Annotated in this window: 11 protein-coding genes; 3 read left to right on the forward strand and 8 right to left on the reverse strand. The window is 38.1% G+C overall.

Annotation, left to right across the window (positions count from 1 at the left end; translation table 11 throughout):
* Positions 1–231 precede the first annotated feature (231 nt).
* The gene (brnQ, locus tag ABC255_RS27205; protein ID WP_412998233.1) at positions 232–1,560 is read right to left on the reverse strand and encodes a branched-chain amino acid transport system II carrier protein; all 1,329 of its coding nucleotides are present in this window, start codon (positions 1,558–1,560) and stop codon (positions 232–234) included.
* A gap of 246 nt (positions 1,561–1,806) precedes the next feature.
* Between brnQ and ABC255_RS27210 the strand changes: the two genes are divergently transcribed.
* Positions 1,807–3,267 (forward strand): M20 family peptidase, encoded by a 1,461-nt coding sequence (locus ABC255_RS27210; protein ID WP_412998234.1) that lies wholly within the window; start codon positions 1,807–1,809, stop codon positions 3,265–3,267.
* 39 nt (positions 3,268–3,306) lie between these two features.
* Here ABC255_RS27210 and ABC255_RS27215 read toward each other — a convergent pair whose 3' ends face one another.
* Positions 3,307–4,539, reverse strand: a complete 1,233-nt coding sequence (locus ABC255_RS27215) for a Zn-dependent hydrolase (RefSeq protein WP_412998235.1) — start codon at positions 4,537–4,539, stop codon at positions 3,307–3,309.
* 246 nt (positions 4,540–4,785) lie between these two features.
* On the opposite strand from ABC255_RS27215, the gene ABC255_RS27220 reads away from it, so the two are divergent.
* Together ABC255_RS27220 and ABC255_RS27225 are read left to right on the forward strand one after the other, a co-directional pair.
* Positions 4,786–5,028 (forward strand): hypothetical protein, encoded by a 243-nt coding sequence (locus ABC255_RS27220; protein WP_412998236.1) that lies wholly within the window; start codon positions 4,786–4,788, stop codon positions 5,026–5,028.
* 45 nt (positions 5,029–5,073) lie between these two features.
* Positions 5,074–5,235: a DUF3934 domain-containing protein gene (locus ABC255_RS27225; protein WP_412998237.1), complete on the forward strand. Its 162-nt coding sequence runs from the start codon at positions 5,074–5,076 to the stop codon at positions 5,233–5,235.
* A gap of 74 nt (positions 5,236–5,309) precedes the next feature.
* On the opposite strand, the gene ABC255_RS27230 is transcribed toward ABC255_RS27225, so the two are convergent.
* The 6 genes from ABC255_RS27230 to galT form a co-directional block, all read right to left on the reverse strand.
* The gene (locus ABC255_RS27230; protein WP_412998238.1) at positions 5,310–6,053 is read right to left on the reverse strand and encodes an NRDE family protein; all 744 of its coding nucleotides are present in this window, start codon (positions 6,051–6,053) and stop codon (positions 5,310–5,312) included.
* Between the two features lie 59 nt (positions 6,054–6,112).
* The gene (locus ABC255_RS27235) at positions 6,113–8,455 is read right to left on the reverse strand and encodes an alpha-L-arabinofuranosidase C-terminal domain-containing protein (protein ID WP_412998239.1); all 2,343 of its coding nucleotides are present in this window, start codon (positions 8,453–8,455) and stop codon (positions 6,113–6,115) included.
* Positions 8,452–9,354: a family 43 glycosylhydrolase gene (locus ABC255_RS27240; RefSeq protein WP_412998240.1), complete on the reverse strand. Its 903-nt coding sequence runs from the start codon at positions 9,352–9,354 to the stop codon at positions 8,452–8,454. The genes ABC255_RS27235 and ABC255_RS27240 overlap by 4 nt, the downstream gene beginning before the upstream one ends.
* A 96-nt stretch (positions 9,355–9,450) precedes the next feature.
* Positions 9,451–10,440 carry a LacI family DNA-binding transcriptional regulator gene (locus ABC255_RS27245; RefSeq protein WP_412998241.1) on the reverse strand — a complete coding sequence of 330 codons (990 nt, stop codon included), beginning with the start codon at positions 10,438–10,440 and terminating at the stop codon, positions 9,451–9,453.
* A gap of 3 nt (positions 10,441–10,443) precedes the next feature.
* Positions 10,444–11,502, reverse strand: coding sequence for an aldose epimerase family protein (locus ABC255_RS27250; RefSeq protein WP_412998242.1), 1,059 nt, complete (start codon positions 11,500–11,502; stop codon positions 10,444–10,446).
* A 69-nt stretch (positions 11,503–11,571) separates the two neighbouring features.
* Positions 11,572–13,053 carry a UDP-glucose--hexose-1-phosphate uridylyltransferase gene (gene galT / locus ABC255_RS27255; protein ID WP_412998243.1) on the reverse strand — a complete coding sequence of 494 codons (1,482 nt, stop codon included), beginning with the start codon at positions 13,051–13,053 and terminating at the stop codon, positions 11,572–11,574.
* Positions 13,054–13,058: the final 5 nt, after the last annotated feature.

Here is a 13,058-nt window from a genome sequence, read left to right on the forward strand (position 1 = left end):
TTTGTATGATTTATACCTTTATTATCGTACATAGGTGTCACTTTTTACAAAGCTCTGGAAAACGGAAACATCTGCCATAAAAACGATAACAAACTCAATGTAAACGTGTAACATACCCAGTTTTCTTATCATTTCACGATTTTTCGTTATTTTACATTTCAGTAATTTTCTTCTCCAGCTGACAGGTCATTCAGGTAATATGAAAAAGACTAGGGAACCTGCCCTAGTCTCTTATTTTGATGATGTTGCCAAATTTAAAAGCTTTGCATATTGAAAAAGCAGCCCAAGCAGACCGCCCACAATACTCGGGACCAGCCATCCTAATCCATTTGTATAAAGCGGTATGAAAGTAAATGCTGTGGAAATGGATGCTATTTCAAAACCAGCAATTGATAAGCCATCATATATACTAATTATTCCCGCACCAATGATTGCACCTATATAAACAGCCCTCGACACCGGTATATAGGAGTGCAATAGAGATAATAAAATCAGGACAATCGCAATCGGATAAATACTGATTAACAGTGGTATAGATACAGAAATTAATTGACTTAAACCTAGATTCGCCATTGTAAAACTAAATAAACAAAGAATGGTCACGACAACAGGATAGGAAAGTCTAGTAAATCGTTGACTTAGATACTCACCACATGCAGCAGCCAAACCTACAGAAGTGGTTAAACAGGCGCCGGTGATAACTAATGCAAGAATGATGGACCCAAAAGGTCCGAATAAAAGTGATGTGACAGAAGAAAGGATATCCCCGCCATTTTCCTGCATTCCAACAACATCTACAGATGTGGCACCAATAAATGATAATGATATATAAACAAACGATAACCCAATCCCTGCAATGATCCCAGCCTTAATCGTATAAGAACGAATAACCGCCGCTGTTTTTATTCCCATTTCCTGCACACGATTAATCACAACAACCCCAAAAACAAGAGCAGCGATCGCGTCCATCGTTAAATACCCTTCGACAAAACCGCCAAAAAACGCTCCGTCTCTATATTTTCCTACTGCCTCACCAATGGAACCAATCGGAGACGCAAATCCTCTGATTGAAATTACTACGATTAATAGTAAAAGTACCGGAGTAAGAACTTTTCCTACACGATCCACTAGCTTTGCTGGATTAAGTGCAAGCCAATACGTGATAAGGAAAAATACGAATGTTGAAATAAATAACCCCATGCTGCTTTCGTTTGGAAGGAATGGTGCAACTCCAATCTCATACGTTACCGTTCCCGTACGAGGCAATCCGAACAATGGTCCAATCGCTAAATAAATAATAACCGGAAAGACCTTTGCAAATGTGGGATGTACCCTATTTGATAAGTCATTTAAATCCCCGCCTGATCGTGCGATGGTGAAGACAGCCAAAAGAGGCAGACCAACACCCGTGACTAAAAAACCAATAATAGCTGACAAAAGGGATTCACCAGACTGCTGACCAAGTAATGGCGGGAAAATAATATTCCCAGCACCTAAAAATAAGGCAAACATAAAAAAGCCTAAGGCTATAATTTCTCTTAATGGTAATTTTCTTTCCATGTGGTGCTCCAATCTATAAAATAATATTTTCCAAATCCTTATTTCAAAAAAATAAAGAGATAATTAAGTAATACTCAGTAATATAACTATATTAATATACAAAATATCATGATAAACTGCAAAGAATTTTTAAAATAGTAGTTCAATTCTCAATAGAAATTACTTCATAAAAAATCTACTATAACAAATAAAGGGATTTCTCTTCATAGTATTGAAATATAGAAATTAGAATGGAGGGATCCTATCATGAAAAAACGAAAACTGATCTTTGGTATTATCGGTGGACTGTTTTTAATTTTTATTTTTGTAACCACTTTCAATTTATTGATGGTTAAATCAAAGCAACCTTCTCCCCAGCCAACAGAAGTTGTGATTAATGAGGCTAAAGCTGTCGAGCACCTTTCAACAGCCATTACGTATAAAACAATATCCTATCAGGAGCGAAGTAAGTTTGACTTTACTGAATTTGATAAGTTTATCTCCTTCTTAGAAGAGAGTTATCCATCAGTACATGATCAACTCGAATTAGAAAAAATAAATAAGTATGCTCTTATTTATAAATGGAAAGGGGCAGAGTCTGGTAAAAACCCCATTGGCTTAACAAGTCATTATGATGTTGTTCCTGTGTTAGAGGGTACTGAAGAAAATTGGGAACAGCCTCCTTTTAGCGGCGCTGTTGAAAACGAAAAAATATGGGGCCGCGGTACATTGGATGACAAAGTAGGAATAATTGGAATTTTAGAAGCGGTAGAATTTTTAATTAATGATGGTTTCAGACCAGCCAGAGATGTTTATCTAATGTTTGGTTTTGATGAAGAAATTGGCGGAGATGAAGGTGCCTTACAGATTGTTAATACCCTCAAAGACAGAGGAATTACCTTTGACTTCGTACTAGATGAAGGTGGAGCGATTGTCGAGAACATGGTTCCCGGTGTCGACCAGCCAGTAGGAGTGGTCGGAATTTCTGAAAAAGGCTCTGCTACTGCGGAATTGTCTATTGAAGGAAGCGGCGGTCACTCCTCTCAGCCGAAAGACCACACCAACATCGGCAGAATTGCGAGCGCAATAGCAAAGCTTGAAGATGCACAGTTTAAAGGCGACCTTAAAGGTCCCGGTGAGGACCTCTTTGAATACGTGGCACCAGAAATGAGCTTTCCGATGAGATATGTTTTTGCCAATAAAGTTATCTTTGAGCCTATTATTGAACAAATACTATTGCAGCAGCCTGCGACTGCCGCTCTAATTAGGACCACTATTGCCCCAACCATTTTTCAGGCGGGAGAACAATATAATGCTTTGCCTGAGAAAGCAACTGCGATTATCAATCACCGTCTAATGCCTGGGGATTCTTTAGGTGATGTCAAAACCTTCATCGAAGATACCATCGAGGATGAAGCCATTAATGTCACTGTTACAGGAAGTGAAGCTTCTAAGGTTTCTTCGACTGACGGGTGGGAATTTAAATCGATTCAACAGGCAGCAAGAAATGTCTATAAAGACGCCATTATTGCTCCTTATTTAATGTTTGCTGGTTCTGACGCCAAGCACTATGACAGTATCTCGAATAACACCTATCGTTTTTTGCCCGTGCAAATCACCTCTCTGGACTTAAATAGAATGCATGGTACAAACGAACATATTAGTAAGGATAACTTTATACAGGCAATTAAATTTTACGCTGAGATTATTAAAGAATCGAACAAATAAATAAGAACAGACACCTGGTCATTCACCAGGTGTCTGCTGTTATTTCGATAATAGCGCTAAAACGGTATCCAATAGTACGTTTACGCCCTTTTCACACTCTCCCCATGAGGTCAGTTCTTCTTCACAATGGCTTTTCCCGTTAAAACTCGGAACAAAAAGCATTGCAGACGGTACAAGGCTGGCAATAAATTGCGCGTCGTGTCCTGCACCGCTGACCATTCTTTTATTACTAAAGCCCAGCGACTGTGATGATTTTTCTAATTGGTTAACGATTTCAGTATCAAACCAAACCGTATCCCTCTCCCATAATTTCGTTGTTTTTACATCACAGCCTTCATTTATGCCGCGATTTGGAAGCTCTTCTACAAATTCTTTAAAAGTCCTTACAATCTCAGGATTTTTATGTCTAGCCTCTAAGGAAAATACTACCTTATTCGGAATCACGGTATGAATACTCGGGTACACGTTTACCCTGCCGATTGTAAATACCAATTCTTCATCTAACGAACCTAATACCCTGCGGATCTCATTAATAAAGTTATTAGCGGCAAAAAGAGCATCTTTTCTCATACTCATTGGTGTGGTTCCAGCGTGATCGGATTCACCTGTGATTTCAATATCATAGCAGGCCATGCCGACCACACATTCGACCACGCCAATTGCCAAAGCTTCTTTTTCTAGAATCGGACCTTGTTCAATATGCAATTCTAAGAATGCTGTACCCTCTTTTAGACGATTTTCTACCTCACCTACGTAGCCAATCGATTTAAGTGCTTCCTCAAACGTGATCCCCGCGGAATCTATCTTTTTCAACATTACATTCTTATCAAATTTACCTGAAAGCACCCCTGATGCCATCATCGAAGGCTCAAATCTCGCTCCCTCTTCATTCGTAAAATTAACAAGAGTGATCGGAACGCGTGGCTTAATATTATTTTCTACAAGTGTTCGGACTACTTCCAAACCCGCCAAAACCCCTAACACACCGTCAAATCTGCCACCTTTTTTTACGGAATCCAAATGTGACCCAATCAGGATTGGAGGCTTATTCTCCGCGCCCTCTAATGTTGCATACATACAGCCCATATCATCAACCTTAACAGTTAAGCCTAACTCTTCACAGCATGTTTGGAAGAAGTTTCTCGCTAAACGATCCTCCTCTGATAATGCCAGCCGGGTTACCCCATTATTCTCAGTCCTGCCAAAGCCTGCAAACCGTTCAAGCTCATTCTTTAATCTTTCCCCATTAATTAAAAGCTTTTGCCGCTGCATGCACATCTCTCCTTTTTAAAGGTGGTATTGTAGTCAGGGAGTCTTGTATATAATTATGTAAATATTCCGTTAATATTAATTATAACTACTAAAGTTGTTCTTTCATTAAATAAAATATCAATTTATTCCACTTCTTGGTTTTGTAGCTATCGCGAAGGAATTTCCTGCAAAAAAATGTTTATATTTACCCCTTTTTGTATAACCTATGTTCGAATATGGACTAGAAGTAAAGATGGAGGTATGGTAATGTCAGAGTTAGAACCTTTAGAGTACCAAACGGGAGCACCTATACTTGATTATGATATTATTAATATTAAGAACACGGCAAATGGGTTTCTTGTCCTGCTGGATATTAATTTAGACAGCGGCTATTCATTATCAAGAACAACCCTGGAAATTACTCATGAGGATTTACAAGGTTATGATACAAACGAAATTGAAGAAGGTATTAAATATGCATTAGGTTTTTTTGAGAACAAGACTCAATAACCTTTTTCAAAAGGATCCTGTCTTCAATTATGATGGAGTGGTTATATGCCCAAAGCAAAGGCGAAAAGTGGAGTAGGCAGAGGAACAGGTAAGAAAGGCTGGAATCGTTGGCAGGCTGGTGCTAAAAAAGCAAAAAATGCTAAGCCCTATGTCAGCAAAGGAACTAAAAGAGCGGAGTCCGATACAGCCCCCGATAAATCCGAATGATTTCATTCAAACACTTAATCAAACGTTTAATTAGTTTACCAACCAATCTAATCAAACGTTTGATTAGTTTTTTATCACCGTTTAATTGTATACTGCTGGTCCTTTATTTCATTATTGGAAAAAACACGTTCCACATAATGTATTTCTTTATCAGACATTAATAAAACAGTGGAACTTCTTGTTCCATAATTTTCACTCTTGATAAACATTGGTGAAAGCATTCTCTCCAATTCTAATGAGACGCCAGTACTAGGAAGGTTTTCATCCGGAGCTTGGTCTGCTTTTTGAAGTAGAGTTAAAAGTTTTTCTACAAAATCAGACTGTTTATTGTTTACGATCTCTGTTAACCCAACTTTACCCATTTGCACTTTTGGCCATTCAGTATTTAATAAATGATTGCTGACACCATAAATCCCCGGCGTTAACTTCTTTATCTCCTGTCCTACATTCGAATAATAGTATAGATTATCTCCATCTCCTGCCAACAAATTGTATCCAGGATATACCTCATTATTTCTCGCCAGACCCTTCATATACTCTAAAACATCTCCATTGTACTTTAAGGCTTCTAATACAAGTTCTCCACGTGAACGTTTTCCCTCTGTCACTTCATTGGGATCCCGATAATTTGTTAAAGCAGCAAATTGCCCACTTTTCGTAACACCCATCCACGTACCCATTTTTTCTAAATCTCGTCCTGCGAGGATGTCAGGAGCGTCTTCCCAAAAATGAGCAGGAGCTGTAGGTCTCTGATAAAACTCATCCCGATTCGCAGCAACCACTAACTTATATTTCGAATGTACATTATATGCAAACAAAACTAAACACAAAGTAATCACTACCCTTTAAAATCATTTAATGTTATCTCCATTTTATATTATTTAAATCGAAATACAGTTATTGATTGCTTTGGAAATTGATAATCCAGAATATTGTCTGAGAGGGTAATGTCTTTTTGATTTGGCACTATTTTTCCAGGTGTTTCAAAACTATTTTCATCGTCTAATTCGTAACCTGACATTTCAAAAATACTTCCTTTAATCGTATCCTTATTGAATCCTTCTAATACTACTTGTGCTGTTAAAGGTGTATTTTGTACATTTACCACTTTAATAATAATATCCCCTGTTGAGGATTCTACACTGGCAGAATAGTAAAGTGGCTCTATAACCGGCAGCTTATCTTCCGTCTCATTTATCAATGATCCGTCAATAAACGTACGAATCTGTCTTCCTGTAACGTCTAATTCGAGAATATATTCCTTATTTATTTCAACTGTAAATAAGCTTTGAGTAAGACATGAATTTCTTCCATTTACAACCGAGCAAAGGATAGAATCTTGATTCTGCCAGCCGCCTATCTCCCAAAATAAACGGTTTTTATTATTTAAACTACCAAAATAGATCTTAAACCCCCTGTTGCCTCCTATTTTCTTAGCTTTTAGAGAGAGTTGATAATTTTCCCATTCTATATGGTCGAGTTCAACAACATCGTTTTCAACCATGCAATTTGAATAACATTTTTCTTCACCTGTGTCTTTGTTTTTTATTTTTATATCATAATAGTGTGCTGGTGTTATACCATCTCCTAAATTGACCGTACCGACTATAGGCTGGTAAAAAGAATGATTAGTATTTTGTAGGTCATTTGCTTCAACCTTCAAAGTGTAATCCCCTTGATGATGCATAAATAGCTGCTGGACAAAGTAATTTGCGGTTCCATATACATCATGGTTATTGAACCAAATTAGATCAGGTTTCCAGTTAACATAATCAACATTACATAGCATTGGTGCGTAACAAGCCAGCCCGACTGCATGTGCATTTTTTTCAAGCCCCGTCATAAAGGCAGCTTCCACAAGTGCATTATAGTAAGTATTTCCCCAAGAAGCATATTCTCCTAAAAAAACCTTGGGATCATTTTTTCTAAATTCATCATAACGATGATAATTTGCTAGAAACCACTCTGGAGACTGATAATAATGCTCATCTACCAAATCTGATTTGTTTTCTTTTGCAGACTTCCAACCTCTGTCATATTCACTACCTGCTGCGAAGGGACCGCTTGAATTAATTAACTTTATTTCTGGATACTTGTCCTTAATGGCCTTATGAAAATATTCATAGCGCTCGAAAAATGGTTCTCCCACCTCTTCATTTCCTATGCCTAAATATTCCATATGAAAGGGTTCCGGGTGCCCTAGTTCTGCACGCTTTGCACCCCATGAAGTAGTTGTATCCCCATTAGCAAATTCTATTAAATCAAGTGCATCGTCAATCCACGGTTGTAATTCTTCAATTGGTACAATACGTTGATGATGTGGGTCATAACCTGCCGGCAATACTGGAATCGGTTTTGCTCCAATATCCTCACAAAATTGAAAATACTCATAGTAGCCTAGCCCTAATGTCTGATTGTAATTCCAATTACTTCTTCGTGCAGGACGCTGTTCCACATTTCCAATTGTATTCTTCCAGCGATACATCGAGTCCCTATCATCTGCATTAATACTGCCATCATGCACTAAGCAACCACCAGGGAATCGCATAAATTTCGGCTTCAAATCAGCAAGCATCTGCGCTATATCCTCGCGCATTCCATTTGGACGGTTTTTAAAAGTCTTCTCAGGAAAAAGGGATATCATATCAAAATATAAATTCCCCTTGTCTTTAGATGTCAAAACAAGGCGACTACTAAAATCTGTCTCAGTTGCTGTTAACTTAGCTTCGTATTTTTGCCAATCTCGCGAAGTAATAGATAGTTCACTTTTTGCATAGCTTCTACCTTCTTTACCTTCTAATGTAACAGTAACCTGTTTAGGAGAATCAGTTTCACATCTAGCATAAAATGAAAATAGATAGTTTTCGCTCTGCTTCACAGGGATACCAGTATTGAATCCTAGATTCATGACACCTGCACCTTCTCCAGGTTCAATAATTGCAAGGTGAAGATAATTAGTGTTTTTTTCATTAATAGGATAAGAATCTTCAACAGTGACCTCTACTTTTGCCTGGGTGCGTTCTACCTTTTCCCATGCTGTTAACGCATGATAATCCTTGTTATCTATCGGATTAAATTCAAACGAACGGTTTTGGATTAATTCAGCATAAAGTCCACCATCAGCTGCATGATTTAAGTCTTCGAAAAAAATACCAAACAAATCTCCCAATTCCTCACGCTTTTCTTTTGTGAAGACCCTTAAAGTATTTTTATTGGTCACAGCTCTGACCTTACCTTCCCAACAATTTGTTGGTCAACATTCACGACTGGCTTACCATCGATAAATTTAATTTCACTTATACAGGTTTCACGAAGCAATGACTTTTCAGGGTCAATTAGGCGGTGGTAAACTAAGAACCACTTTCCCTTGTATTCAGTCATGGAAGCATGCCCAGTCCCAAAGGATTGTTCTGATGGTTGTGTCACTCTATTATCCTCTGGCATTTCGTATGGTCCGTATATATGGCTGCTATTGGCAAAACATATTTGATACCTAGGATCACGTGTATCATAATTGCTCCAGGTAAGAAGATACTTTCCATCAATTTTTTGCATATGAGGTCCTTCATTATAAACACCAATATCAAACACATTTGGATCTTTACCACGAATATTATAAAATTGGGTAGACAATTGAACAGGTTCAGCTTTGAAAGTAACCATGTCCTCCTCCAAAGGAACAATCCAACACTTCCCTTGTCCCCACAATAGGTAAGGCTGATTGTCATCATCAATGAACAAATCAGCATCAATACTCTGGCACCCAAATTCGTTCTTAGAAATTAACGGTCTACCTAAAATATCCTTAAACGGTCCCATTGAAGAATCCGAAATAGCTACCCCGATCTGCGCCTCTGCTGAAAAATACATATAATATTTTCCATTGTATTTATTTATCCCTGGAGCCCATGCCCTTGTTTTTGCCCACTCTACATCATTTAAATCAAGTGCCAAGTAAGGACCATCCCAATTGATGAGGTCTTTGCTATGAAATACATGAAATTTTTCATAAAGCCACCCGTCACTATCCTTTGTAGGATACAGATAATAATCATCTCCATCCTTCAATATAAAAGGATCTGCCCATTCTCCATTAACAATTGGTCCTTGTTTATTCATAACTTTTCCCCTTTTAAATAGTATTTTTGCAACCGGTTGCATTTTAATAGTTTAATAAGCTCACCAATAAGAATTTGATGAGCTTTTTCTTTACAATCAAGTGCTGCTGTCCCTTACTATAAGTTTGGTGGAGATGGTGATTTTTTTAGCTGTTTGTCGCCCTTCAATTTTCTCGGCAAGGGTGTTGACGGCCGTTTCTCCCATTAGTTCGGTATAGACTTTTACAGTGCTCAATGACGGAAACACATATTTGGATATGCTTATGTCGTTTACACCAATGATGTTAACACGTCCTGGAACAGATATCCCTTCCTCTAATAAAGCTCTGAGCGCACCAATCGCCAGAGAATCATTCGCTGCAAAAAAAGCTGTCGGCAAGTTTTCTCCATGTTCCTGAATGGCTTTCTTCATGAGTGAATGACCAACAGCAACGGAGAATTCCCCAACGTACATGAAGGCTTCATTGAACAGCCCTTTTTCTGCTAAATAAGTTTTGAAGGTCACCTCTCTAAGGTCTTCGATTCGAGATGTTTTATCTTTGAAGACCTCTCTACCGCCAATAAAACCAATTTTCTCATGACCGTTCTCCAAATAATGATCGATGACCTTTTTAGTAGCTTTTTCAAAATCACTAACAATCGAATCAAACTGTTCTTCATCAGGAGAAAAGTCCACAAAGACAATATTATTTGTGATGGAAACCATTTCTTTTATTTGTTTATCACTAAATTTGCCAATCGCAATAAGACCTTGGATTTCATCTTGTTTAAGAGTCTCAAAGTTATCTTGGAAGTACTTAGATACAGAAAAGCCCATTTGCCTGGATTGATTTTCAACTCCTAAACGAATCGACATATAATATAAATCTTCCAGTTCTTCTTTTTCTGTATACCACTGCAGGAGGGCGATTTTGCCTGTCTCTATTTTTTTAGCTGGTTTCTTCTTATAAGAAAGCTGCTCTGCAACCTCAAATATCCTCTTTTTTGTTTCATCACCAACAGATAGGGTACTATCATAATTCAATACTCGGGATACTGTTGCGATCGATACTCCTGCTAATTCTGCAATATCCTTTATCGTAGCCATAAATCAAACTCCTATTGTATTAGAAAAAAACCGGTATTTAGTCACAGCATGGTATACATCCTCTGGGTTTAACACGATTGATGGAAAATCAGGCTTATTAATTGCATCAGGCAGCCCTTGCGTTTCGAGGCACACACCCAAGTGGTTTCTCGCTCGAACACCAGAAATGGAATAAGGACCTTCCAAATAGTTTCCCGTATAAAGGACTACGCAGGGTTGATCCGTTGTAACTAACAATGTCCTTCCGCTTTCTTTTTCACTTAAAACCACTGTGTTTTCTCCCTTTTTTGAAAAAAGAAGCGGATGGTCGTAACCATGACCAGCAAGTACGTTTTGTGGATAATCGGATTTCATCCCTGACTTTAACAAATGGCCATGTTTAAAATCAAACGGCGTATTAGTAGAGTCAATCATTTTACCGGTAGGGATCAAATCTGAACCCAGCTCTAAGAAACGAGCACTATCCAATTGAAGAATATGCTCAGAAACATCTCTTTTTAAATTACCGCTTAAATTGAAATAGGAATGATTCGTTAAATTAACGATCGTTTTTTGATCCGTACGAGCCTCATACCTAATACTTAACTCATTTTGATTATTTAAGAGATAGGTGACAGTCGTATCCAAATTACCTGGATACCCTTCTTCACCATTTACACTTCGATAGAAAAATTTCAATCCAACTGCACTCTCAGTTTCAAAGTGTTCTGTTTTCCAAATAACCGAATTAAAGCCCTTCGTACCGCCATGCAGGTGATTAGGGTCCTCATTAGGTGTCAGCCTGTATACTTCTCCATCCAACTCAAACTCTGAATGATTAATTCTTCCAGCTACTCGACCAACAATGGACCCAAAATACGGGTTCAAATCTACATAATCTTCAATTTGCTCAAAACCAAGCACTACGTTTTCAATCTTCCCATTGCGGTCGGGGACCATTATTTTCGTAATGATACAACCATAATTCAGGCATGAAACAGACATCCCTGAGTTATTAATCAGGGTATACTCCATCACGGGCTCACCATTATATTGACCGAATAGATTATCTACTATTTTCATTTTTTACCACTCCATTACTTCATATCAAAAAATATGAGCCGTTCCGCCATTTTCCATGCTGCAAGCTTTTTATGATAATGACAAGATAAAGCGGTTGAATCCGGCTTTTCCTTCTTCATTTGTTTTATAAACACCCGCATCTTCTAATGCCTTTAAAAACTTTTTCCCTGTCTCTTCTCTGACCAGTGCTTCAACATTTGACGGTGTTACAACTGATTGATAGCCCACTTTTAGGCTTTTAGCCCATTCTAAATGATATTGTGCAACGGAATCCGTTTTTCCAAGAATGAAATTTTCAACTTCCTCAAGTTCTTCTTTTAGACGTGCAGGTAATACAGCGAGCCCCATCACTTCAATTAGCCCGATGTTTTCCTTTTTAATATGATGAACGTCTTGATGAGGATGGAAAATTCCTAGTGGATGTTCCTCGCTGGTACGATTGTTCCGAAGGACTAAATCCAGTTCATAAAATTCCTGATTTTTACGTGCGATCGGTGTAATCGTATTATGCGGGACATGGCCTGTTTTCGCAAAGATTCCTACTGTTTCGTCACTGTAATTTCTCCAGCGTGATAAAATATGCTCGCCCGCTTCCACAAGTGGTCCAGTTTCTTTCGAACGTAATCGAATGACGGACATTGGCCATTTGACAACAGATCCTTGAACCTTTGGAAACTGCTCTAATGTAAATGTACAATCATCCTCTGCTTTGGCCATCGCAAAGTCATAATGTCCGCCTTGATAATGATCATGTGAAAGGATAGAACCGCCGACAATCGGTAAATCAGCATTTGACCCGACAAAATAATGGGGAAACTGCTCCACAAAACTTAATAACCGCTGAAACGTAACATGACTAATTTTCATATCAGTATGTTGCTCTGATAAAACAATACAATGTTCATTGTAATACACGTAGGGTGAATATTGTAATAGCCACTTCTTGTCTAAAAGGTTTAACCTGATCATACGGTGGTTCGAACGTGCGGGATGACCAATTCTTCCAGCATAGCCCTCATTTTCAACACAAAGCAGGCATTTAGGATAATCTGTTTTCTCCGCTGCACGTTCCAGTTCTATACTTCTAGGATCTTTTTCCGGCTTCGAAAGATTAATAGTTATATCGAGTTCACCATATTCCGTACCAGCCTTATACTCAATATTATTACGGATCCTCTTCATCTGAATATAGTTACTATTTTTGCTTAACTGATAAAAGTACTCTGTGGCTTCCTTTGGATTCTGATTGTACTTTTCGAAAAATATCTGATTAACGGTCGATGGACGTGCCATAAAGCAGTTCATGATTTTACTTGAAAAGATTTCCTTTTCATCAAAGATATCACCAATAATCCCCTGCTCACAAGCGTAATCAACTATTTGTTCGAGCAAATCAGGTATCTCCATATCACTCTCTGCGTCACATTCCTTAAAATCGACTAGTTGTAAAAGGGAAAGAATTTGATTACGGGCATAGATTTCGTCCTCCGGCTCGATTAATTGAGCTGAAATGGCGCTATTTATTAATTGTTGGATACGTTCATATATCATACCCT

It is taken from the genome of Neobacillus canaveralius (genome assembly GCF_047237705.1).
Classification (GTDB): Bacteria; Bacillota; Bacilli; order Bacillales; family Cytobacillaceae; genus Neobacillus; species Neobacillus niacini_K.